Source organism: Agrococcus carbonis (assembly GCF_900104705.1).
In the GTDB taxonomy this organism is placed as follows: Bacteria; Actinomycetota; Actinomycetes; order Actinomycetales; family Microbacteriaceae; genus Agrococcus; species Agrococcus carbonis.
The window spans coordinates 470,554-490,648 of record NZ_LT629734.1; the positions used below are offsets into that span (position 1 = coordinate 470,554).

General features: G+C 74.0%; 22 protein-coding genes and 1 pseudogene. 5 read left to right on the top strand and 18 right to left on the bottom strand.

Annotation, left to right across the window (positions count from 1 at the left end):
• Positions 1 to 6 precede the first annotated feature (6 nt).
• Positions 7 to 921, bottom strand: a complete 915-nt coding sequence (gene rpsB, locus BLT67_RS02310; protein ID WP_092665545.1) for a 30S ribosomal protein S2 — start codon at positions 919 to 921, stop codon at positions 7 to 9.
• A gap of 264 nt (positions 922 to 1,185) precedes the next feature.
• Here rpsB and BLT67_RS13620 point away from each other — a divergent pair.
• Positions 1,186 to 1,563 (top strand): annotated as a pseudogene (locus tag BLT67_RS13620) (murein hydrolase activator EnvC family protein); the annotation flags it as partial.
• A gap of 153 nt (positions 1,564 to 1,716) precedes the next feature.
• On the opposite strand, the gene BLT67_RS02320 reads toward BLT67_RS13620, so the two are convergent.
• Positions 1,717 to 2,619, bottom strand: a complete 903-nt coding sequence (locus BLT67_RS02320; RefSeq protein ID WP_092667471.1) for a tyrosine recombinase XerC — start codon at positions 2,617 to 2,619, stop codon at positions 1,717 to 1,719.
• 2 nt (positions 2,620 to 2,621) lie between these two features.
• Positions 2,622 to 3,515 carry a metallophosphoesterase gene (locus tag BLT67_RS02325; RefSeq protein WP_092665546.1) on the bottom strand — a complete coding sequence of 298 codons (894 nt, stop codon included), beginning with the start codon at positions 3,513 to 3,515 and terminating at the stop codon, positions 2,622 to 2,624.
• A gap of 35 nt (positions 3,516 to 3,550) precedes the next feature.
• Here BLT67_RS02325 and BLT67_RS13625 point away from each other — a divergent pair, with 35 nt between their 5' ends.
• A complete protein-coding gene (locus tag BLT67_RS13625) occupies positions 3,551 to 4,165 on the top strand; it encodes an acyltransferase (protein WP_157674110.1) in 615 nt (204 codons plus the stop codon).
• A 14-nt stretch (positions 4,166 to 4,179) separates the two neighbouring features.
• Here the strand turns inward: BLT67_RS13625 and dprA are convergent, their stop codons facing one another.
• The 4 genes from dprA to BLT67_RS02350 all read right to left on the bottom strand — a co-directional run bounded on the left by dprA (position 4,180) and on the right by BLT67_RS02350 (position 7,651).
• A complete protein-coding gene (gene dprA, locus BLT67_RS02335) occupies positions 4,180 to 5,388 on the bottom strand; it encodes a DNA-processing protein DprA (RefSeq protein ID WP_092665547.1) in 1,209 nt (402 codons plus the stop codon).
• Positions 5,385 to 6,860, bottom strand: coding sequence for a YifB family Mg chelatase-like AAA ATPase (locus BLT67_RS02340; protein WP_092667473.1), 1,476 nt, complete (start codon positions 6,858 to 6,860; stop codon positions 5,385 to 5,387). Before BLT67_RS02340 ends, dprA begins: the two co-directional genes overlap by 4 nt.
• 32 nt (positions 6,861 to 6,892) lie before the next feature.
• Complete coding sequence (locus BLT67_RS02345; RefSeq protein WP_092665548.1) at positions 6,893 to 7,246, bottom strand: YraN family protein; 354 nt, start codon at positions 7,244 to 7,246, stop codon at positions 6,893 to 6,895.
• A gap of 81 nt (positions 7,247 to 7,327) precedes the next feature.
• A complete protein-coding gene (locus BLT67_RS02350) occupies positions 7,328 to 7,651 on the bottom strand; it encodes a DUF2469 domain-containing protein (protein ID WP_092665549.1) in 324 nt (107 codons plus the stop codon).
• Positions 7,652 to 7,785: 134 nt separating this feature from the next.
• Here BLT67_RS02350 and BLT67_RS02355 point away from each other — a divergent pair, with 134 nt between their 5' ends.
• The gene (locus BLT67_RS02355) at positions 7,786 to 9,606 is read left to right on the top strand and encodes a vWA domain-containing protein (protein WP_092665550.1); all 1,821 of its coding nucleotides are present in this window, start codon (positions 7,786 to 7,788) and stop codon (positions 9,604 to 9,606) included.
• A gap of 43 nt (positions 9,607 to 9,649) precedes the next feature.
• Here the strand turns inward: BLT67_RS02355 and BLT67_RS02360 are convergent, their stop codons facing one another.
• The 8 genes from BLT67_RS02360 to rpsP all read right to left on the bottom strand — a co-directional run bounded on the left by BLT67_RS02360 (position 9,650) and on the right by rpsP (position 14,504).
• A complete protein-coding gene (locus BLT67_RS02360) occupies positions 9,650 to 10,276 on the bottom strand; it encodes a ribonuclease HII (protein ID WP_092665551.1) in 627 nt (208 codons plus the stop codon).
• A 13-nt stretch (positions 10,277 to 10,289) separates the two neighbouring features.
• Complete coding sequence (lepB, locus tag BLT67_RS02365) at positions 10,290 to 11,057, bottom strand: signal peptidase I (protein ID WP_092665552.1); 768 nt, start codon at positions 11,055 to 11,057, stop codon at positions 10,290 to 10,292.
• Between the two features lie 139 nt (positions 11,058 to 11,196).
• Positions 11,197 to 11,544, bottom strand: a complete 348-nt coding sequence (gene rplS, locus BLT67_RS02370; RefSeq protein ID WP_092665553.1) for a 50S ribosomal protein L19 — start codon at positions 11,542 to 11,544, stop codon at positions 11,197 to 11,199.
• A gap of 185 nt (positions 11,545 to 11,729) precedes the next feature.
• Positions 11,730 to 12,356 carry a hypothetical protein gene (locus tag BLT67_RS02375; protein WP_092665554.1) on the bottom strand — a complete coding sequence of 209 codons (627 nt, stop codon included), beginning with the start codon at positions 12,354 to 12,356 and terminating at the stop codon, positions 11,730 to 11,732.
• Between the two features lie 73 nt (positions 12,357 to 12,429).
• Positions 12,430 to 13,122: a tRNA (guanosine(37)-N1)-methyltransferase TrmD gene (gene trmD / locus BLT67_RS02380; protein WP_092665555.1), complete on the bottom strand. Its 693-nt coding sequence runs from the start codon at positions 13,120 to 13,122 to the stop codon at positions 12,430 to 12,432.
• A 2-nt stretch (positions 13,123 to 13,124) separates the two neighbouring features.
• A complete protein-coding gene (gene rimM, locus BLT67_RS02385; protein ID WP_231945542.1) occupies positions 13,125 to 13,808 on the bottom strand; it encodes a ribosome maturation factor RimM in 684 nt (227 codons plus the stop codon).
• Positions 13,809 to 13,815: 7 nt separating this feature from the next.
• Positions 13,816 to 14,052: an RNA-binding protein gene (locus BLT67_RS02390; RefSeq protein ID WP_092665556.1), complete on the bottom strand. Its 237-nt coding sequence runs from the start codon at positions 14,050 to 14,052 to the stop codon at positions 13,816 to 13,818.
• A gap of 2 nt (positions 14,053 to 14,054) precedes the next feature.
• Complete coding sequence (gene rpsP, locus BLT67_RS02395) at positions 14,055 to 14,504, bottom strand: 30S ribosomal protein S16 (RefSeq protein WP_092665557.1); 450 nt, start codon at positions 14,502 to 14,504, stop codon at positions 14,055 to 14,057.
• A 218-nt stretch (positions 14,505 to 14,722) separates the two neighbouring features.
• On the opposite strand from rpsP, the gene BLT67_RS02400 reads away from it, so the two are divergent.
• Positions 14,723 to 15,781 carry a glutamate--cysteine ligase 2 gene (locus BLT67_RS02400; protein WP_269456977.1) on the top strand — a complete coding sequence of 353 codons (1,059 nt, stop codon included), beginning with the start codon at positions 14,723 to 14,725 and terminating at the stop codon, positions 15,779 to 15,781.
• Here the strand turns inward: BLT67_RS02400 and BLT67_RS02405 are convergent.
• Positions 15,778 to 16,593 carry an LLM class F420-dependent oxidoreductase gene (locus BLT67_RS02405; protein ID WP_092665559.1) on the bottom strand — a complete coding sequence of 272 codons (816 nt, stop codon included), beginning with the start codon at positions 16,591 to 16,593 and terminating at the stop codon, positions 15,778 to 15,780. The two genes, BLT67_RS02400 and BLT67_RS02405, sit on opposite strands and share 4 nt — an antisense overlap.
• 53 nt (positions 16,594 to 16,646) lie before the next feature.
• On the opposite strand from BLT67_RS02405, the gene BLT67_RS02410 reads away from it, so the two are divergent.
• Entirely contained in the window at positions 16,647 to 17,750 is a 1,104-nt protein-coding gene (locus tag BLT67_RS02410) for a GNAT family N-acetyltransferase (RefSeq protein WP_172801959.1), read from the top strand.
• A 60-nt stretch (positions 17,751 to 17,810) separates the two neighbouring features.
• Here the strand turns inward: BLT67_RS02410 and BLT67_RS02415 are convergent, their stop codons facing one another.
• Both BLT67_RS02415 and ffh read right to left on the bottom strand, forming a co-directional pair.
• On the bottom strand, positions 17,811 to 18,467 hold the full coding sequence (locus BLT67_RS02415; RefSeq protein ID WP_092665560.1) for an NAD(P)H-binding protein: 657 nt from the start codon (positions 18,465 to 18,467) through the stop codon (positions 17,811 to 17,813).
• Between the two features lie 47 nt (positions 18,468 to 18,514).
• Positions 18,515 to 20,059, bottom strand: coding sequence for a signal recognition particle protein (gene ffh, locus BLT67_RS02420; RefSeq protein WP_092665561.1), 1,545 nt, complete (start codon positions 20,057 to 20,059; stop codon positions 18,515 to 18,517).
• Positions 20,060 to 20,095 lie beyond the last annotated feature (36 nt).

The following is a 20,095-nucleotide window of genomic DNA, read 5'->3' on the forward strand; positions in this document are numbered from 1 at the left end:
TGCTCCTCAGTTCTTCTCGGACGCGGTGGCGTCCTCGGTGGTCTCGGCCGGGGCCGCGGCGGGTTCCTCGGCGGCGGGCTCCTCGGCGGGCGCCTCAGTGGCGGGGGCCTCTGCGGCGGCCTCGGCAGCCGGCGCCTCAGCGGCAGCGGGCTCCTCGGCGGCGGGGGCGGCGGCCTGCTGCTCGAGCAGCTCGCGCTCCCACTCGGCCATCGGCTCGGCCTGGGCGTCGCCGCCGCCGTGGCGCTGCATGAGGCCCTCGGCGGCCGCGTCGGCCACGATCTTCGTCAGCAGGGCGACGGAGCGGATCGCGTCGTCGTTGCCGGGGATCGGGTACTGCGCGTCGTCGGGGTCGCAGTTCGTGTCGAGGATGGCGATGACCGGGATGCCCAGCTTCTTCGCCTCGTCGACCGCGAGGTGCTCCTTGTTCATGTCGACGACCCAGAGCGCCGACGGGGTGCGCTGCAGGTTGCGGATGCCGCCGAGCGACTTCTGCAGCTTCTCGAGCTCGCGGCGCTTGAGCAGCAGCTCCTTCTTGGTGTAGACCGAGGTGTCCTCGAAGTCGAGCTCCTCGAGCTCCTTCATGCGGCTCAGGCGCTTCGAGATCGTGTTGAAGTTGGTGAGCAGGCCACCGAGCCAGCGCTGGTTGACGTAGGGCTGGCCCACGCGCGTCGCCTGCTCGGCGATCGACTCCTGCGCCTGCTTCTTGGTGCCGACGAAGAGCACGCTGCCGCCGTGGGCGACGGTCTCCTTGACGAAGTCGTACGCCTTGTCGATGTAGGCGAGCGACTGCTGCAGGTCGATGATGTAGATGCCGGAGCGCTCGGTGAAGATGAAGCGCTTCATCTTGGGGTTCCAGCGACGGGTCTGGTGCCCGAAGTGCACGCCGCTGTCGAGCAGCTGGCGGGTGGTGACGACGGCCATGGCCGCCTCCTTCTTCTGTTGCGGTTGCCGGCGCGGCCGGGTGGCCGAGCCCCTGGCGCCCTGACCCGGCCCCACCAGCTGCGCGGGCACGAGGGCTCGGCAGCTGGACCGTTGGGACTGGAGTCGCGATGGACGCGCGAAGTCATCGCACAAGCGATGCCCTCCTATGCTACATGCCCCGGGCGCTCGCAGCGCGGCACCGCTCTCCACCGACCGAGGCGGCCGCGGCACGCGCACGCACCGCATCCGTGCACCATGGCCGGCATGCGCATCCTCGCCCTCCTCGCGGTGCTCGCGGCCGCGCCCTGGCTGTGGCCGGTCGAGCCGCACGACGTGGTGCGCGCGTTCGACGCGCCCGCTTCGCCGTACGGCCCGGGCCACCGCGGCGTCGACCTCGCGAGCCTCGAGGGCGCGACCGTCGTCGCACCCGCCGATGGCGTCGTGCGCTTCGCCGGGCCGGTCGCCGGGCGCCCCGTGCTCTCGATCGAGCATGCAGACGGGCTCGTATCGAGCTTCGAGCCCGTCGAGCCGCTCGTCGCGGCGGGCGACGCGGTCTCGCGCGGCGATCCGATCGGCGTGCTCCAGGCCGGTCACGCCGCGGGTGGCGCGCGGCTCCACCTCGGGGCACGGCTGCACGGCGCCTACGTCGACCCGCTGCCGCTGCTCGGGATCGAGCGCCCCGTGCTGCTGCCGGCCGACTCCGTCAAGCGCGGCGACCGAGGTCGTCGTGGCGGCGCTCGAGCACGCCGCCGAGCTGCGGGTGGCGGCTGCGGGCGGGGCGCAGGCGGCCGCGCGTCAGGCCCGCGGGTGCGCGGTGCGGTAGGCCTCCGCGAGGCGCTCGAGCGAGACGTGCGTGTAGATCTGCGTCGTGCCGAGGCTCGCGTGCCCGAGCATCTCCTGCACCGCGCGCAGGTCGGCGCCGCCGTCGAGCAGGTGGGTCGCCGCCGTGTGCCGCAGCGTGTGGGGCCCGTGCGGTCCCGAGCCCGGCGTCGCCTCGAGCAGCCCGGTGACGAGCTCGTGCACGCGCCGCTGCCCGAGCCGGCCGCCGCGCGCGCCGAGGAAGAGCGCCGGATGCGGCTTCGACGCGTCCGCGAGGTGCGGGCGGCCGGTGCGCATCCAGTCGAGCACCGCGTCGAGCGCGGGCCGCCCGAACGGGACGACGCGCTCCTTCGAGCCCTTGCCCGTGACGCGCACCGTGAGCCGCTCGAGGTCGACGTCGTCGACGTCGAGGCCCACGAGCTCGCTCACGCGGAGCGCGCTCGCGTAGAGCAGCTCGACGACCGCGACGTCGCGGAGGGCCACGGGGTCGCCGTCGGCGGCCGCTTCCACGAGGCCGGCGAGCACGGCATCCATCGCCTGCCGCGAGAGCACGCGGGGCAGGTGCCGATCGCGCTTGGGCGTGCGGAGCCTGCTCGCCGCGTCGGCGCCGCCCTGGGCGGCGATCCACCGACCGAGGCCCCGCGCTGCGGCGCTGCGGCGCGCGATCGTCGCCTTGCCGAGTCCGGCGTCGGCGCTGCGGTAGAGCCACTCGCGCAGCGTGTCGGTGTCGAGCTCCGCGGCGTCGCGCACGCCCTGGAGCGCGCAGTGCTCGAGCAGGCTGCGCAGGTCCCCCCGGTAGCCGCGGACGGTGTTGGCGGAGTAGCCGCGCTCGCGCTCCAGGTGGTCGAGGAACCCGTCCACCGCGGCGTCGAGCAGCATGCTCACCCCTGCTTCCTGCTGAACCGCTCCATGCGATCCGCCGGGTCGAGCTGCAGCACCTGCTCGACCACGTGGGCCGGCAGCGTCTCGCGCGACTCGTGCACGAGCGCGGGGACGACGGAGTGGGCGATCGCGTCGGCGTAGACCTCGACAAGGTTGAAGGACTGCGTCGCGTCGATGCCGTGCATCGCGGGCGGCGGCCCGCCGAGGTCGTCGGCGTAGCTCGTCGCGCTCGCGAGGACGACGGGGATCTCGGCGAACGTGCCCGAACCGCCGACGTGGAGGTGGCCGGAGAGGATCGCACGCACGTCGCCCGCGCCGAGCACGTCGGCGAGGCGCGCCTCGTCCCGGAACTCGAGCAGGCGCATGAGCCGGCTGCGGTACGGCAGCGGCGGGTGGTGCATCACGAGCACCGAGCCGAGCCGAGGCGGGTCGACGAGGGCCGCGGCGAGCCACTCGGCCTGCCCCTCGTCGAAGCCGCCGTGGTGCCAGCCGGGCAGGCTCGTGTCGAGCGAGACGATCCGGAGGTCGCCCACCTCGAGCACCGAGTCGACGGGGTCGTCGGGCTCGCCCGGCAGGCCGAGCGCAGCGCGCATCGCCGCGCGCTCGTCGTGGTTGCCCGCCGCCCACACGATCGGCGCGCCGATCCCGTCGGCGACGGGCTCGAGGATCTCGCGCGCGAGCGCGTACGCCTCCGGCTCGCCGAGATCGGCCACGTCGCCCGAGACCACGATCGCGTCGGCGTCGGCAGCGGCGACCGCGAGCCGGGCGGCGGTCTCGCGGAGGTGCCCCTCGGTGTCGACGAGATCCGCGAGCGCGGCACCGCCCGCGAGCAGGTGCGTGTCGCTCAGGTGGGCGATCACGGCCGCCGGTTCCGGGTGCATGCCGAAGCTCATTCGCCCAGGCTAGTGCGCGGGTGTACCGTGCCGGGGTGCGTCTGTTCCCCTTCGCCAGCCCTCGTGAGATCCGCCGGATGCGGCAGCAGCAGGAGCAGCTGCTCGAGGAGCTCGAGCACCTGCAGCGCCGCGTGAAGGAGCTGAACAAGCGCGTGCTGCCCGGGCACGCGCGCGGCATCCACCACCACGTCGTGCAGGGCGAGAACAACCGCATCGACCCGAGCGTGAAGTTCATGAGCGAGCTCGGCGCCGAGCACGAGGTGCGGCTCGGGAACAACGTCACGCTCTACGGGCAGACCGAGATCATCGGGCCCGTCACGATCGGCGACGGCACGTTCATGAACCGCTCGTGCTACATCCGGCAGCACACGACGATCGGCCGAAACGTGAACCTCGGGCCGTTCGTGAAGCTCGTCACCGACGGCCACGAGATCGGCGGCGTGGAGCGCCGGGCGGGCAAGAACGTGTGGACGCCGATCGAGATCGGCGACGGCGCGTGGCTCGGCGCGGGTGTGCTCGTGCTCGGCGGCGTGACGATCGGCGCGGGCACGATCGTCGCGGCGGGCGCGGTCGTCACGAAGGACCTGCCGCCGAACGTCGTCGCGGCCGGCGTGCCGGCGAAGGTCATCCGCGAGCTGCCGACGGACTGATCATCGGGCGCGGCTCACGACCGCACCCGCACCCACCCCGCGCCGCGCTCCCCGACCGCGCCGCCGAGCTCGAGCAGCGCGAGCGCCGCGCTCACGTCGCCGGGCGCCATGCCGGTGCGCATCGCGAGATCGTCGACCGCGCGGGGCGCGCGCGTCGAGAGCGCGTCGAGCACCCGCAGCTCGTCGCTCGTGGCGCCTGCGAGCGGCGCGTCCTCCTCCCCAGGGCCGTCGACGAGCTCGACGACGTCCTCCGCGCGTTCGACGACGGCCGCGCCGTACTCCCGCAGCAGGCGGTGGCAGCCGGTGCTCGCGCCCGAGGTCACGGGACCGGGTACCGCGCCGAGCGGTCGGCCGAGCGCCGCGGCGTGGCCCGCGGTGTTGATGGAGCCCGAGCGGCGGCCCGCCTCGACCACGACGGTCGCGCTCGCGAGCGCCGCGATGAGCCGGTTGCGCGCGAGGAACCTCCAGCGGGTCGGCGGCACGCCGCTCGGTGCCTCCGCGACGACGCAGCCGGCGGCGGCGACGCGCCGCAGCAGCTCGTCGTTGCCGGCGGGATAGAAGCGGTCGAGCCCGCCGGCGAGCACGGCGACGGTCGTCCCGCCGCTCGCGAGCGCCGCGCGGTGCGCCGTGCCGTCGATCCCGTAGGCGCCGCCCGAGACGATCGCGAACCGGCGGGCGACGAGGCCGGCGGCGAGCTGGCCCGTGACGAGCTCGCCGTAGCCGGACGACGCGCGGGAGCCGACGAGCGCCGCCGAGCGGTCGCACGCCGCGAGGGCGTCCGGATCGCCGCGCATCCAGAGCGCGGCAGGCGCGTGCGGGCCGAGGTCGTCGAGCGCTGCCGGCCAGCGCGGATCATCGCGCGTGAGGAGCACCTGGCTGTGCGCGGCGCCTTGCGCGAACGCGCCGAGGATGCGCTCGGCGCTCAGCCTCGGCTGCCAGCGCGCGAGCGCGTCGGGGATGCGGCGCGCCGACTCGGCGTCGCCGATCGCGCTCGCCCACGCGTCGGGGCCCGCGCCCTCGACGAGCAGCTGCAGCGCCTGCGCGGCGCCGACGCGCTCGCGCAGCATGCCCGCGACGCCGTCGCCCGGCTCGGGCAGCACCGTCCATGCGCCCGCGGCGAAGCGTGCGACGACCTCCTCGTCGTCCGGCGCGGCTGCGCCCGGTGGCAGCGTGCTCTCGACGGCCGTGCGCAGCAGCGCCGGCTCCAGTCGGAACGGCCTCATGCGGGGATCCCCTTCCTGAGCGCGAGCGCGCTCCCGATGTGCGTCCTGCTCGGGCGCTCCTCGCCCGCGAGATCGGCCATGGTCCAGGCGACCCGCACGGCGCGGTCGAGCCCCCGCATCGTGAGGGTGCCCCGCTCGAGCGCGTGCTCGAGCGGCTCGAGCACGCTCGGCTCGAGCGGCAGGTGGCGGCGCAGCCACGGCCCGGGCACGTGCCCCATCGCCGTCCACCTCGTGCCGGAGAGCCTGCGGGCGGCACGCTCGCGGGCCAGCGCGACGCGCGCCGAGGCATCCGCCGTGCTGCGCCGGCTGTCGTCCTGGCCGGGCACGACGCGGTCGACGCGCACCTGCAGGTCGACACGATCGAGCAGCGGGCCGGAGAGCCGTCCGAAGTAGCGGCGCCGCTGCTGCGGCGCGCACGTGCACTCGCCGGTGCCGAACATGCCGCACGGGCAGGGATTGGCGGCGAGCAGCAGCTGGAACCGCGCCGGGAAGGTCGCGGCGCCGGCCGCTCGATGCACCGTGATGGAGCCCGACTCGAGCGGCTGCCGCAGCATGTCGAGCACCGCCCGCGGGAACTCGGGCGCCTCGTCGAGGAAGAGGATGCCGTGGCTCGCGCGGGCCGCGGCGCCCGGTCGGATCGTGCCGGATCCGCCGCCGACGAGCGAGACCGCGGTCGCGGAGTGGTGCGGGTGCTCGAAGGGCGGCAGCAGCTCGAGCGCCGCGGGCGCCGGCTCGCCCGAGAGCGAGCGCAGCGACGCGACCTCGAGCGCCTGCTCCTGCGTGAGCGGCGGCAGGATCCCCGGGAGCCGCATCGCGAGCATCGACTTGCCCGCGCCGGGCGGGCCGACCATCAGCAGGTGATGGGCGCCGGCTGCGGCGATCTCGAGCGCGTCGATCGCCGCGCGGTTGCCGACGACGTCGGCGAGGTCGAGCGCGGCGTGCGCTCGCTCGGGCGCGGGCGCCGCGGGCACCGGTTCGACGGGGTCGGGGTCGAGCTGCGCGCCGAGCAGGGCCGCGGCGTGGGCGAGGCTCGGAGCGGCGAGCACGCGCAGCTCGGGGACGAGCGCCGCCTCGTCGGCCGAGGCGCTCGGCACGACGAGCCGACGCATGCCCGCCTCGGCAGCGGCGCGCGCGAGCGGCAGCGTGCCGGGCACGGGCCGCAGCCTCCCGTCGAGCCCGAGCTCGCCCAGGAGCGCCGTCTCGCCGTCGTCGGGCGGCACGACGCCGGAGGCCCGCAGCACCGCGATCGCCATCGCGAGGTCGAAGTGCGTGCCCGCCTTCGGCAGCGACGCGGGCGTGAGGTTGATGACCACTCGGCCGCTCGGCGCGGTGAGCCCCATGCGCGCGATCGCGCTCCAGGTGCGGTGCCGCGCCTGCTGCACGGCCGGTCCGGGCAGCCCGACGATGTGGACGACCGGGAGGCCCGAGGAGGCGTGCACCTCGATCTGCACTCCGACGCCGGCGAGGCCCATGAGCGCGACGCACTCGGCGCGGCCGAACCCGCTCACGCGATGCCCCGCAGGTGCTCGACGCGCCAGCTGCCGGAGCGCGGCGCGATCACGCCCACCGCATCCATGCGCAGCGGCCCGCGGCGACCCGTCTTCTCGAGCCACAGGCCGGCGAGCCGGCGCAGCCGCGCGACCTTCGCGGGCGTGATGGCCTCGAACGGGTGGCCGAAGCCGAGGCCCCGGCGCGTCTTCACCTCGACGAAGACGATGGTGTCGCCGTCGAGCGCGACGATGTCGAGCTCGCCGTGCGCGCAGCGCCACCGGCGGTCGACGATGCGCATGCCCGCGCGCTCGAGATGCACGCTCGCGGCGGCCTCGCCGTCGAGCCCCAGCTGATCCTTCGCTCGCATGGCGGCAGGAAAGCGGATGCGCGGCGGGGCGCGGCGCGCGCGGCGCGCGTGCTGTGGAGAACGGGGCCTCAGCCCCGCGGCTCACTCCTCGATCGCGAGGTCCTTCGGCAGCTCGAGGTCGCGCGACGCGAGCGACTCGACGTTGACGTCCTTGAACGTGAGCACGCGCGCCGACTTGATGAAGCGGTCGGAGCGGTAGATGTCCCACACCCATACGTCGGTCATCTCGAGCTCGAAGTAGAAGTCGGAGCCCGCGTCGTGCCGGGTGACCTTCACGTCGTTTGCCAGGTAGAAGCGCCGCTCGGTCTCGACGACGTGCTTGAACATGCCCACCACGTCGCGATACTCCTTGAACAGCGCCAGCTCGACCTCGCGGTCGTAGTCTTCGATGTCCTCGGGTTCCACCCCGCCATCCTATGGCCCAGCGCAGGAGCCGGCGTCCGCTGAAGATTCCTCCAAGACATCGGTCGCCCCGGGAACGCCGATGCGCCACGGCGTAGATTCGTATCCGGAAGAAATGCTCGTCGAGGGGAGACGCGGTGCGGAGCATCCTTGCCGTCGCGGCCCTCATCGCCGCGCTCGCGCTCGGCGCCGGCACGCTCTCCCCCGCACCCGCGACCGCCGCGCCGGCGGCCTCCAGCTCCGGCGGCAGCGGCGGCCTCGTCATCGTCCTCGACGCATCCGGCTCGATGGCCGATCCGACGCCCGACGGCGGCACGCGCATCGCGGCCGCGCAGCAGGCGCTCGGCGCCGTGATCGACGACCTGCCGGCGCGCAACCGCGTCGGCATGCGCGTGTTCGGCGCGACCGTGCCGAGCGGCGGCCAGGGCTCGTGCTCCGACTCCCAGCTGCTCGTGCCGCTCGGCACGGGCAACCACGACGCGCTCCGGGATGCGGTCGACCGCTACCGGCCGTACGGCGAGACGCCGATCGGCTACGCGCTGCAGCAGGCCGCGGGCGATCTCGGCGATGGCGGCCGTCGCGGCATCCTGCTCGTCTCCGACGGGCTCGCGACGTGCAGCCCCGACCCGTGCTCGGTCGCGGCCGACCTCACCCAGGACGACCCGGACCTGCGCATCGACGTCATCGGCTTCGACGTCGACGCGGCCGCGCGGCAGCAGCTGCAGTGCGTCGCCGACCGCGGCCGCGGCGACTACCTCGACGTCTCGGAGGCCGACAGCCTCCAGCACGCGCTCGAGCGGCTCTCGACGCGCGCGTTCCGGCCCTTCGGCGTCGTCGGCGAGAGCGTCGCAGGTGCCGCGTCGGCCGACGGCGCCCCGCAGCTCCTGCCCGGCCAGCAGTACGTCGACGAGGTCGCGCCGGAGACGACCGCCCTCACGTACCTCGTGCCCCGCGAGACGACCGGCTCCACCATCCACGTCGGCCTCACCGGCCGCCTGCCGCAGGCAGGCAGCCTCACGCTGCAGGCGACCCTCGCGACGCCCGAGGGCACCGCGTGCGATGCGACGACGATCACGGCGCTCGGCGAGGACCGCTACTCGGTCTTCACGGGCCGCGTGAGCGCCGCCGAGGGGAGCCCCGCCCACGCGTGCGCGACCGCTGAGCAGCTCGTGCTGACCGTCGAGTCGCAGACGCCGCCCGAGGCGCTCGTACCCTTCGAGCTGCGCATCGCCGAGAACCCGTGGCCGAGCAACGCCTCGGCGCTCCCCCGCCCCGACGACGCGCAGCGCGGCTGGGAGCTCGCGACCGCCGCCGACGGCGCCGCCGGCCCCGCGGTGGGCGGGTCGAGCCTCAACGACGCGCCCGAGATCGCGCCGGGCTCCTACACGAGCGACATGCTGCCGAGCGAGTTCCAGTTCTTCCGCGTGCCGGTCGCGTGGGGCCAGTCGGTGCGCGTGCAGGCGAGCCTCGACCCCGACATGCCCGTGCCTGCCGACGCGTGGGGCATCCTGCAGGTGCTCGACCCCGTCGGCGCCGACGTCGCGGCGCTGCTCGCGACGACCGCGGACGGCACTCGCTGGGCAGCCCCCCTCGCGGAGCCCGGCGCGGCGGTCGCGGTGACGACGGCCCCGGTGCGCTGGGACGGCGACCCCGGCCAGGTCAAGCGGCCGCTGCTCGACGGCGAGTACATCGTCGCGGTCGGCTTCGAGGCGGCGGAGGGCACGACGCCGACGCCCATGACGATCACGATCGAGGTCGTCGGCGAGGCGACGGGCGCCCCCGACTACTCCGGCGCTCCCGACGCCGCTCCTGCGGCCCGCGGCGAGGCCGCGCCGGCCACGCTCGACCCCGCCTCGTGGCGCGCGCTCATCGCCTTCGCGATCGGCGGGCTCGTCGTCATCGCGGTCATCGTGCTCGTCGTGTGGCTCTGGCGCCGAGGCATCCGCCGCTACGTCTGAGCACCGAGCGCCGCGCGTGCGCGGCGGCCGGGGCGCGGATGCGTCAGCGCAGCCAGGTGCGACGGTGCAGCGCCGTCGGGCCGAGCTCGGCGATCGCCGCGAGGTGCGCCGCGGAGCCGTAGCCCTTGTTGGAGTGCCAGGCGTAGCCGGGATGGTCGCCGTCGGCGGCGACCATCCGCGCGTCCCGCTCGACCTTCGCGACGAGCGCCGCGCCGGAGACCGACGCGCAGTCGCGGTCGGCCTTCGCGCGCAGGATCGTGCGCACCGGCGCGCGCAGCGCCGGCGCGAGCCAGTCGTGGGTGCCGTCGAGGAGGATGGCGCTCCGCGGCACGTCGATGCCCGCCGCGTGCAGCGCCACGAGCGCGCGGCGCCCGGCGAGGCCGAGCGCGACCTGGATGCCGTAGCGGTCGATCTCGTCGTTGCTCGCGTGCCCGACGGCGCTCACGCCCCACTCGCGCACGAGCGGCGCGGTCGCGGTGCGCCGCAGCGCCGTCATCGTCTTCGAGTCGCGCAGGTGCTCGGGCTGCGCGCCGCAGTCGGCCCGCAGCGCGAGCGCGCCGACGCTCACGGGGCCCGCGAGGGCACCCCGGCCGACCTCGTCCATGCCGATGACGTGCGACGCATCCGCCCACAGGGCCTGCTCGGCCTCGAGCGTCGGGACGGCGACCATCAGCGCGCCGCCATCAGTGGGCCACCGCCTGCGGCAGCACCGCCTCGGGCTCGGCCGCCTGCGGCTCGACGCCCACGAACGACTGATCGTGGCTGTCGAGCCACGTCCACCGCTCCATCGGCCATGAGATGAGGATCGCGCGGCCCACGACCGACTCCATCGGCACGAAGCCGTCGCCGGGCCCGTCCATGTGCGCGCGCGAGTCGCCCGAGTGGTTGCGGTTGTCGCCCATGACCCACAGCTGGCCCTCGGGCACCGTCACCTCGAACGGGATGGAGCTCGCGGGCTGGCCCGGCTGGTCGAGGTGCAGGTAGGGCTCGTCGATCGGCACGCCGTTGATGAGCAGCTGGCCGAAGTCGTTGCAGCACTCGACGGTGTCGCCCGGGAGCCCGATGACGCGCTTGATGAGGTAGCCGTGGTCGTCCTCGGGCGCGAGCCCCACGAACGTCAGGAACCAGTCGACGGCGCCCGCGAGCCCGGTCTCGGGCTCCTGCTCGGGCTCGGGGAGCCAGCCGCCCGGATCCTCGAACACGACGACGTCGCCGTGCCCGACCGGGATCAGCGCAGGCGTCAGCAGGCTCACGATGATGCGGTCGTCGACCTGCAGGGTGTCGTTCATGGACTCCGACGGAATCCAGAACGGCCGGATCAGGAACGTCTTGACCAGGAAGGAGATGAGCAGCGCGATGAGGAAGATGACGACGATGTCGCGCAGGAAGAGCAGCGCGCTCTTCGCACCGCGAGCCCGAGCGGCTCCTGCGGCCCCAGCCGTCTCCGTCATCCCCGCCCTTTCGCCTCGGCAAGTCTAGGCGCGCGCCGATGCCGTCGGGCCCGGGCGCGCGCCGCGTCGCATCACGATTCGGCGACGAAAGCGAAGGGCGGGGCCGGCATCGCCGACCCCGCCCCGTGCGCGCGTGCGCTCAGCCGACGCGCTTCTCGCGGATCTTGGCGGCCTTGCCGCGCAGGCCGCGCAGGTAGTAGAGCTTCGCGCGGCGCACGTCGCCGCGGCTCACGATCTCGATCTTGTCGACGACCGGCGAGTGCACCGGGAAGGTGCGCTCGACGCCGACCTGGAACGAGACCTTGCGGACGGTGAAGGTCTCGCGCACGCCGTGGCCAGAGCGGCCGAGGACGATGCCCTGGAAGACCTGCACGCGCGAGCGCGAGCCCTCGATGATGTTCACGTGCACCTTGACGGTGTCGCCGGGGCGGAAGTCGGGGACGTCGGCCTTGAGGCTCGCGGCGTCGACCTTGTCGAGGATGTGCATGGTGTGTCGCTCTCTGCAGCCGCCACAGGTCGGCCGCTACGGGATGGTGAAGTCATGGATGCGGTGCCCGCGTCCGCTCCCCCGTGGCAGAGGCCCGCCGTGCAGGCGGGAACGCGTGTGGCACCAGCGATCCATCCTGCCATATGCGCGCGGCGCGCGCCAACGCATCCCCCGCCGGGCCGCGTTCAGCGGTGCGGCTCGTCGTCGTCGATGCTGATGACGCGGCCGGACTGCGGGCCGTCGATGGGCGAGAACGTCGCGTCGGCCTGGCGCGCGCGCTGCTCGAGCAGCGGCGACTGCAGATCCTGCACGACGCGCTCGACGCGGCGGCGGGTCTCGCGGCCGAGCTCGACCACCTGCAGCCAGAAGATCACGATGCCGCCGATGATCGTCACCATGACGCCGATGGCGGTGAACGACTGCGAGGCGGTGAGCCACCCGTCGCCGAACCACGCCGTGAGCGCGCTCCCCGTGCGGCCGCCCGCGGTGTCGACGACGGTGAAGCCGAGCAGCGCGATGACGAGGAGCCACGGTCCGATGAGGCGCACGTCGCGCCAGGTGACGGCGCGAGGGCGGCGCACCTCCTTGCGCGCGATCGTGATGCCGACGACGCCGCCGATCAGGATCGCGAGCCCCGGGCCGAGGAACGCCTGCAGCAGCAGCGCGTCGCCGAGCGGCGCGCCGGCGAGCGCGCGGCCGAACATGATCCACGCCGGCAGCACGACGATGGCGCCGACCATGGCCCAGAAGAAGCCGCGCAGCGCCCAGTGCCGCGGGGCAGCCGCGGGCTGCTCGGTAGGGGTGCCTGCCATGCTCCGAGGCTAACGCGGCAGGTTGTGGGCGCGCCGCGCTGTTCGCTGACGGCTGGCGCCCGCGAGCGCCGGCTCAGCGGTCGTCGGGCAGCAGGTCGGGGCGCACCCGACGCGTGCGCTCGAGCGCCTGCTCGCGCCGCCAGGCGGCCACGGCCGCGTGGTTGCCGCTGCGCAGCACCTCGGGCACCTCGAGCCCGCGCCACACCTGCGGCTTCGTGTACGACGGATGCTCGAGCAGGCCGTCCTCGTGGCTCTCCTCGACGAGGCTCTCGGGGTTCCCGACGACGCCCGGCACGAGCCGGCCGATGGCCTCGATCATCGCCATCGCGGCCACCTCGCCGCCGTTGAGCACGTAGTCGCCGAGGCTCACCTCGAGCACGCGCGCGCGGGTCGCGGCGTGCTCGGCGACGCGCGCGTCGATGCCCTCGTAGCGTCCGCACGCGAACAGCAGGTGCGACTCGGCCGCGAGCTCGCGCGCGAGCGCCTGGGTGAACGGCACACCCGCGGGCGTCGGCAGGATGACGAGCGCATCCGTCTCGTCGCCGAGGAGCGCGTCGAGCGCCTCGCCCCAGGGCTCCGGCTTCATGACCATGCCCGCGCCGCCGCCGTAGGGGGTGTCGTCCACGGTGCGGTGGCGGTCGTGGGTCCACTGCCGCAGGTCGTGCACGCCGAGCTCGAGCAGGCCGTCGCGGCGGGCGCGGCCGAGCAGCGAGACGTCGAGCACCCCGAAGAACTCGGGGAAGATCGTGACGATGTCGACGCGCACGGCTACCCGCGCTCGGGCGAGTCGGCCTCGGCGGATGCGTCGGACGCGTCGGGCGCGTCGGCGCGGTCGGCGGATGCGTCGGCGGCATGGGCCGCGGGCGCGTCGGGCTGTGCCTGGGCGTCGGGCGCATCGCCGTCGCGGTCGTCCGCGTCGTCGAGCTCCTCGAACAGGCCCGGCGGCGGGGTGACCGTGACGCGACCGGCGCGCAGGTCGACCTCGGGCACGAGCTGCTTGACGAACGGCACCATGACCTCGCGGCCCTCGTGCTCGACGATCAGCACGTCCTGCGCGGGGAGGGCGTCGACGCGCACGATGCGGCCGATGCGCTCGCCTTCGCGCCACACCTCGAGGCCGGCGAGCTGGTGCACGTACCACGCGTCGGGCTCGGCGGGCAGCTCGGTGGGATCCTGCTCGACCCAGAGCACCGCCTTGACGAGCGACTCCGCCTCGGTGCGATCGGTGACCCCGGCGAAGAACGCCACGGGCGTGCCGTTGTAGATGCGCAGCTCGACGAGCTCGATCGACTTGCCGTGCCACTTCGACGACGTCGGCACCTGCAGCGCGAAGCGCGCGCCGGGCACGAAGCGCCGGCCGGGGTCGTCGGTGTAGAGCTCGACCTTGATGGCGCCCTTGAGCCCGTGGGCGCGCGTGAGCCGGCCGACGCGCAGCTGGGTGCGCGCGGGCACGGCCGGCCTAGCGATCGGTGTCCACCACGTCCACGCGGACGCGGCGTCCTCCGGGGAGCGCACCGATCACGGTGCGCAGGGCGCCGGCCGTGCGGCCGCCGCGCCCGATGACGCGGCCGAGGTCCTCGGGGTGCACGCGCACCTCGAGGACCTCGCCGCGCTGCGTGTCGCGCGAGTCGACGCGCACGTCGTCCGGGCGATCGACGATCCCCGTGACGAGGTGCTCGAGCGCATCGCGCAGCATGCTCAGGACTCGGTCTTCTCGGCCTCGTCGGCGGCCGCCGACTCGGTCTCGGTCGACTCGGCCTCGGCGGGCGCCTCGGCAGCGGGGGCCTCGGCCGGCTTCTCGGCCTTGGGCTTCAGCACCGGCTTCTTGGCCTCGTCGGCGACGAACGCCTTCTTGCCCTCGGGAGCCTTGACCTGGCTCTCCGTGGGGCCCTCGCCCGTGAACTTGCCCCAGTCGCCCGTGAGCTTGAGGAGCGCCGCGACCTGCTCGGTCGGCTGCGCGCCGACGCCGAGCCAGTACTGCGCGCGCTCGCTGTCGATGTCGATGAGCGAGGGGTTCTCGGTCGGGTGGTACTTCCCGATCTCCTCGATCACGCGGCCATCGCGCTTGGTGCGCGAGTCGGCGACGACGACGCGGTAGAAGGGCGCACGGATCTTGCCGAAGCGCTTCAGACGGATCTTGACTGCCACAGTTCTCCTGCTTTGTGTTCTCGTGGTTGCACCGCGGCCTGCGCACGTGGGGTTGCGCGACCCGCAAAGCTCGGTGAGCGTCCGCGCGCCGGATAGAGGGTCGGGGCGCGTGCTCGACCCCCCATTCTGGCACATCTGGCGGCGACTCGCGCGTCATCCAGGCGCGGGCCCTACAGTCGACCCATGGAGTTCGCAGCCTCCCCCGCTCGAGCCTCGGCATCGAGTGGGAGCTCGCCATCGTCGATCCCGGCTCCGGCGAGATCGTGCCCCGCGCCAAGGAGCTGCTCGCGGCGATCGACGACCCGCGCTTCGACAAGGAGTTCCTCGCCGGGATGATCGAGCTCATCACCGGCGTCCACCGCACGACCGACGAGGCGGTCGACGAGCTGCGGCGGATGCGCGATGCGGCCGGGGCCGCCGCCGACCGGCTGGGCGTCGCCCTCGTCGGCACGGGCACGCATCCCACGAGCCGCTGGCGCGACCAGGAGCAGGCCGACGATCCGCGCTACCGCCGCGTGATCGACAAGGCCGGCGAGTGGGGCAGGCGACTCATCATCTTCGGCGTGCACAACCACGTCGGGGTGGAGGATCGCGCGAAGGTCGTGCCGCTCATGCGCACCATGCTCGACAAGCTGCCGTTCATCCTCGCGCTGTCGGCGTCGAGCCCGTTCTGGCAGGGCCACGACACGGGCTTCGCCTCCCATCGCACGATGCTGTTCCAGCAGCTCCCCACGGGCGGCCTGCCGCCGATGCTCGTCGACTGGGCCGAGTACGAGCGCACGCTCGACGACATGCTGCGCGCCGGCGTCATCGACGAGCTCGGCGAGCTGCGCTGGGACGTGCGCCCGTCGCCGACGCTCGGCACGATCGAGGTGCGCATCGCCGACGGCGCGCCGTCGATCGACGACCTCGCGGCCGTGACCGCGCTCACCCACTGCCTCATCGAGGAGGCGTCGCGCGCCCTCGACGCGGGTGCCCCGCGGCACTACCTGCCCTCGTGGCTCGTGCGCGAGAACAAGTGGCGCGCGGCGAGGGACGGGCTGGACGCGATGGCGATCATCGACGAGGACGGCACGCAGCAGCCCGTGCGCGAAGCGATCGCGCAGGGAGCCGAGCGCCTCGCGCCGATCGCTGCCGACCTGGGCGCGACCGACTCGCTCGCCGCCGTCCACCGCGTGCTCGAGCGCGGCGGATCGGCGTCGCTCCAGCGGGCCGCGTTCGCGCGCGGCGGCCACTCGGCCGTGCTGCGCGAGCTGATCGAGGCGATGCGGGCCTAGCGGCCGTCGTTCTTCGCGTCGCGCCAGTCGAGGAACTCCTGCACGCGCTCGAGCGCGTACCCCTCGGCGGTGTCGTCGCCCGAGAGCGGGATCGTGAACAGGCGCGTGCCGATCGCGTGGAGCGCGTCGAGGCGCTCGAAGCCGACGCCGCCGACGCCATCGCGCACGCTCGCGCCGTTCGAGATCTCGATCTCGCCGACGTCGCGGCCGAGGTCGTCGCACCGGGCGCGCAGCACGTCGAGCTTGTGCTGCAGCTGATCGGGCCCGACGAACGAGTGCCAGATGTCGGCGTGCTGCGCGACGAGCGGCAGCGTCTTCTGCTCGCCCTTCCCGCCGATGAGGATCGGCATCGGGCCCACGGGCGGCGGGTTGAGCTGCGCGAAGCGCTCGCGGATCCGCGGCAGCGCATCGGCGAGCGCGTTCAGCCGCTTCCCGACCGACCCGAAGTCGTAGCCGTACTCCTCGTAGTCGCGCTCGAACCATCCGCTGCCGATGCCGAAGACGAAGCGGCCGCCGGCGATGTGGTCGATCGTGCGCGCGACGTCGGCGAGCAGGTCGGGGTTGCGGTAGGAGTTGCAGAACACGAGCGAGCCGAGCTGGATGCGCTCGGTCGCCTGGGCCCATGCGGCGAGCTGCGCCGTGGCCTCGAAGTGCCACCCGTCGGGCTCGCCCGAGAGCGGGAAGAAGTGGTCCCAGCCGAAGACGGCATCCGCCCCCATCTCCTCCACGCGCCGCGCGGCGTCGATCGTGGTCTGCATGCTGGCGTGCTGCGGCGCGAGCTGCACGCCGATCCGGGTGGGGCGATCCGTCATGCCTCGACCCTAGGCGCTCGACGCTGTGGGCGGGCGGTCCTACGCTGGGGCGCGTGGACGAGAGAGCTCCCATCGCCGAGCGCGCCCAGGCGCCCGAGACCCTGCCCGAGATCACCGCGGGCGACCTGCGCTGGCGCCCCGCGACCGTCGACGATGCGCCGCAGCTGACGGTGCTCACGAACACGATGGCCGAGGCCGACGGCGCGCCCTTCCGCGAGACCGAGGAGGAGACGCGGGAGGAGCTCGGTGCCGAGTGGCGCGACCTCGAGCACGACTCGCTGCTCGGCTTCGAGGCCGACGGCCGCCTCGTCGCGAGCGCGCTCGTCGCGACCTTCCCGGGCGACACGAGCACGGTGCGCGCCTTCGCGTTCGGCGGCGTGCACCCCGATCGGCGCGGCGAGGGCATCGGGCGCGAGGTGCTCGCGTGGCAGCTCGCGCGCGCACGCCAGATCCTCGCAGCCTCCGGCAAGGAGCTGCCCGGCCGCATCGGCGCCTACGCCGAGGACGACGACCCGGTCTCGAAGCATCGCCTGTTCCTGCACGCGGGGCTCGAGCCGCGCCGCTACTACTCCGACCTCAAGCGGCCGCTCACGGGCGACGCCCCGCCCATCCCCGAGGTCGAGCTCGCGCCGCCGCTGCGCCTCGTGCCGTTCTCGCCCGAGGTCGACGAGGCGACGCGGCTCGCCCACAACGACGCCTTCCGCGACCACTGGGGCAGCGAGCCGCAGACGGCCGAGCAGTGGACGAACGGCCGCAGCGAGTTCGCGCCCGAGTGGTCGTTCGTCGTCGTCGACGACGAGCCCGACGTCGATGCGCTCGTCGCCGCCCCGTCGACGGATGCGGGCACGCGCGCCGCGCTCGAGGCGGGCGCGCCGCTCGTGGTCGCGTACGCGCTCAACAGTCGGTACGAGGCCGACTTCCCCGTGCGCGGCTACTCGTTCGGCTACACGGGGGTGCTCGGCACCCGCCGGGCCTACCGCGGCAGGAAGGCCGCGCTCGCGGCGCTCGCGGCGAGCATGCGTGCATTCGCCGACGCCGGCATGGAGGCGGCGGTGCTCGACGTCGACACCGAGAACCCCTCCGGCGCGCACGGCCTCTACGCGAGCCTCGGCTACGTCAAGGAGCACGGCTCGACGATGTACTCGATCGAGCTGTAGTCGCCGGCTCCGCTGGTCGAGGAGCGCGCGGGCGCAGCCCGCACGCGTCACGAGACCCGTTCACGCGAGCGCGTCGAGCACCTCCCCCACCGGCGTCGCCCCCGCGTTGCAGCGGATGGTCACGCCGCGCAGCGTCGGCCGCGCGACGACCTCGGCGATGAGCCGCGCCACCGTCGCGCGCGGGATCTCGCCCGACGAGAGCGAGCCGGCGGGCTCGTCGACCTCGATGCCGCCCTCGTCGGCGTCGGTGAGCGTCGACGGCGCGAGGATGACCCAGTCGGTGCCCGAGTCGCGGATCGCCTCGTCGACGAGCGACTTCGCCTCGGCGTACGCGTGGAACGGGTGGTCGGCGGGCACGCCGTGGTCGCGGCTCGAGCCGAAGTAGGAGACCATCACGAGCCGCGCACCCGAGCGCGCCACCGCATCCACGACCCGCATCGCCGCGTCGTGGTCGACCGCGCGGGTGCGCGCCGGGTCGCCGCCGCCCGCACCCGCCGACCAAACGACGACGTCGTAGCCGGTGAGCAGCTCGTCGACGCCGGCCTGGTCGAGCCGCTCGAGGTCGGTCACGACGGGCTCGGCGCCGGTGTCGGCGACGTCGGCGCGGTGCTCGGGATTGCGGATCGCGCCGTGCACCGTGTGCTGCTGCTGGGCGAGGATGCGCTGCGCGAGGAGCGCGATGCGGCCGTGGGCGCCGAGGACGAGGATGCGTGCCATGCGCCCACCGTACGCGCCGCCCCTGCGAGCGGCCCGGCCGGAGCGGGTCAGCGGTTGCCGAGCATGCGCTGGAGCGTCTCCTGGTCGGCGTTCGAGAGCTCGCCGAACGCCCCCTCGGCCTTGGGCTTGCCGAACGCGCTGCCCTGCGGCGCCGCCGGCTGCGCCGGCTCGGCCGAGCGCTTCGCGGGGTTGCCCGAGCGGCGCTGCTGCTTCGCGGGCTTGCCGGCCGCCTTCTTCGGCTGCCGCATGCCCGGCATCGGGCCCATGCCCGGCATCTGCGGCACGCCGCCCTTCGCGACGGTCTTCATCATCTTCGCCGCCTGCTCGAACCGCGCCATGAGCTGGTTGACCTCGGTCACCGTGACGCCCGCGCCGCGCGCGATGCGCAGCCGGCGGGAGCCGTTGAGGATCCGCGACTGCTTGCGCTCCTGCGGCGTCATCGACTGGATGATCGCCTCGGTGCGGACGAGCTCGCGCTCGTCGAACGAGTCGATCGCCTCGCGCATGCCCTTCGCGCCCGGCAGCATGCCGAGCATCTGCTTGAAGTTGCCGGCCTTCCGCAGCTGCTGCATCTGCTTCAGGAAGTCCTCGAGCGTGAAGCCGTCGGTGGCGATCGACTCGGCGAGGCGGTGCGCCTCCTCCTCGTCGAAGGCCTTCTGCGCCTGCTCGATGAGCGTCAGGATGTCGCCGAGGTCGAGGATGCGGCTCGCCATGCGGTCGGGGTGGAACGGCTCGAAGTCGTCGAGCGTCTCGCCCGTCGAGGCGTACATGATCGGCTTGCCGGTCACTCCGCGGATCGAGAGCGCGGCGCCGCCTCGCGCGTCGCCGTCGAGCTTCGTCAGCACGACGCCCGTGAAGTCGACGCCCTCCTGGAACGCCTTCGCGGTCGCCACGGCATCCTGGCCGATCATCGCGTCGATGACGAACAGCACCTCGTCGGGCTGCACGGCCTTCCGGATGTCGGCGGCCTGGCGCATCATGTCGGCGTCGACACCGAGGCGGCCCGCGGTGTCGACGATGACGATGTCGTGCTGCTTGCGCGTCGCCTCGGCGACGCCCTCGCGCGCGACCCGCACGGGGTCGCCGACGCCGTTGCCGGGCTCGGGCGCGAAGACGGGCACGCCGGCCTGGCCGCCCACGACCTGCAGCTGGGTGACGGCGTTGGGGCGCTGGAGGTCGCTCGCGACGAGCAGCGGCGTGTGGCCCTGGCCGCGCAGGTGCTTCGCGAGCTTGCCCGCGAGCGTCGTCTTGCCCGCGCCCTGGAGGCCGGCGAGCATGATGACGGTCGGCGGCTGCTTCGCGAGCTGCAGCTGGCGGCTCTCGCCGCCGAGGATGCCCACGAGCTCGTCGTTGACGATCTTGACGACCTGCTGCGCCGGGTTGAGCGCCTCCGACACCTCGGCGCCGAGCGCACGCTCGCGCACCGCCGCGGTGAACGACTTCACGACGTCGAGCGCGACGTCGGCGTCGAGCAGGGCGCGCCGGATCTCCCGCACCGTCCCGTCGACGTCCGACGCGGAGAGCTTGCCCTTCGTGCGGAGCTTGGCGAGGGTCTCGGTGAGGCGAGTGGAGAGGGAACCGAACGCAGCCATGGTGCCCGCCAGTCTACCGTCGCACCTGGCATGCTG

Bases quoted from the DNA above. Each gene is read 5' to 3' on its own strand.
- rpsB (WP_092665545.1), bottom strand. From the start codon at position 921: ATGGCCGTCGTCACCACCCGCCAGCTGCTCGACAGCGGCGTGCACTTC.
- BLT67_RS02320 (WP_092667471.1), bottom strand. From the start codon at position 2,619: ATGCTGCTCGACGCCGCGGTGGACGGGTTCCTCGACCACCTGGAGCGC.
- BLT67_RS02325 (WP_092665546.1), bottom strand. From the start codon at position 3,515: ATGAGCTTCGGCATGCACCCGGAACCGGCGGCCGTGATCGCCCACCTG.
- dprA (WP_092665547.1), bottom strand. From the start codon at position 5,388: ATGAGGCCGTTCCGACTGGAGCCGGCGCTGCTGCGCACGGCCGTCGAG.
- BLT67_RS02340 (WP_092667473.1), bottom strand. From the start codon at position 6,860: ATGGGCCTCGCCGGCGTCGGAGTGCAGATCGAGGTGCACGCCTCCTCG.
- BLT67_RS02345 (WP_092665548.1), bottom strand. From the start codon at position 7,246: ATGCGAGCGAAGGATCAGCTGGGGCTCGACGGCGAGGCCGCCGCGAGC.
- BLT67_RS02360 (WP_092665551.1), bottom strand. From the start codon at position 10,276: ATGGTCGCCGTCCCGACGCTCGAGGCCGAGCAGGCCCTGTGGGCGGAT.
- lepB (WP_092665552.1), bottom strand. From the start codon at position 11,057: ATGACGGAGACGGCTGGGGCCGCAGGAGCCGCTCGGGCTCGCGGTGCG.
- rplS (WP_092665553.1), bottom strand. From the start codon at position 11,544: ATGCACATCCTCGACAAGGTCGACGCCGCGAGCCTCAAGGCCGACGTC.
- BLT67_RS02375 (WP_092665554.1), bottom strand. From the start codon at position 12,356: ATGGCAGGCACCCCTACCGAGCAGCCCGCGGCTGCCCCGCGGCACTGG.
- BLT67_RS02390 (WP_092665556.1), bottom strand. From the start codon at position 14,052: ATGCTGCGCGATGCGCTCGAGCACCTCGTCACGGGGATCGTCGATCGC.
- BLT67_RS02405 (WP_092665559.1), bottom strand. From the start codon at position 16,593: ATGACGGATCGCCCCACCCGGATCGGCGTGCAGCTCGCGCCGCAGCAC.
- BLT67_RS02415 (WP_092665560.1), bottom strand. From the start codon at position 18,467: ATGGCACGCATCCTCGTCCTCGGCGCCCACGGCCGCATCGCGCTCCTC.
- ffh (WP_092665561.1), bottom strand. From the start codon at position 20,059: ATGGCTGCGTTCGGTTCCCTCTCCACTCGCCTCACCGAGACCCTCGCC.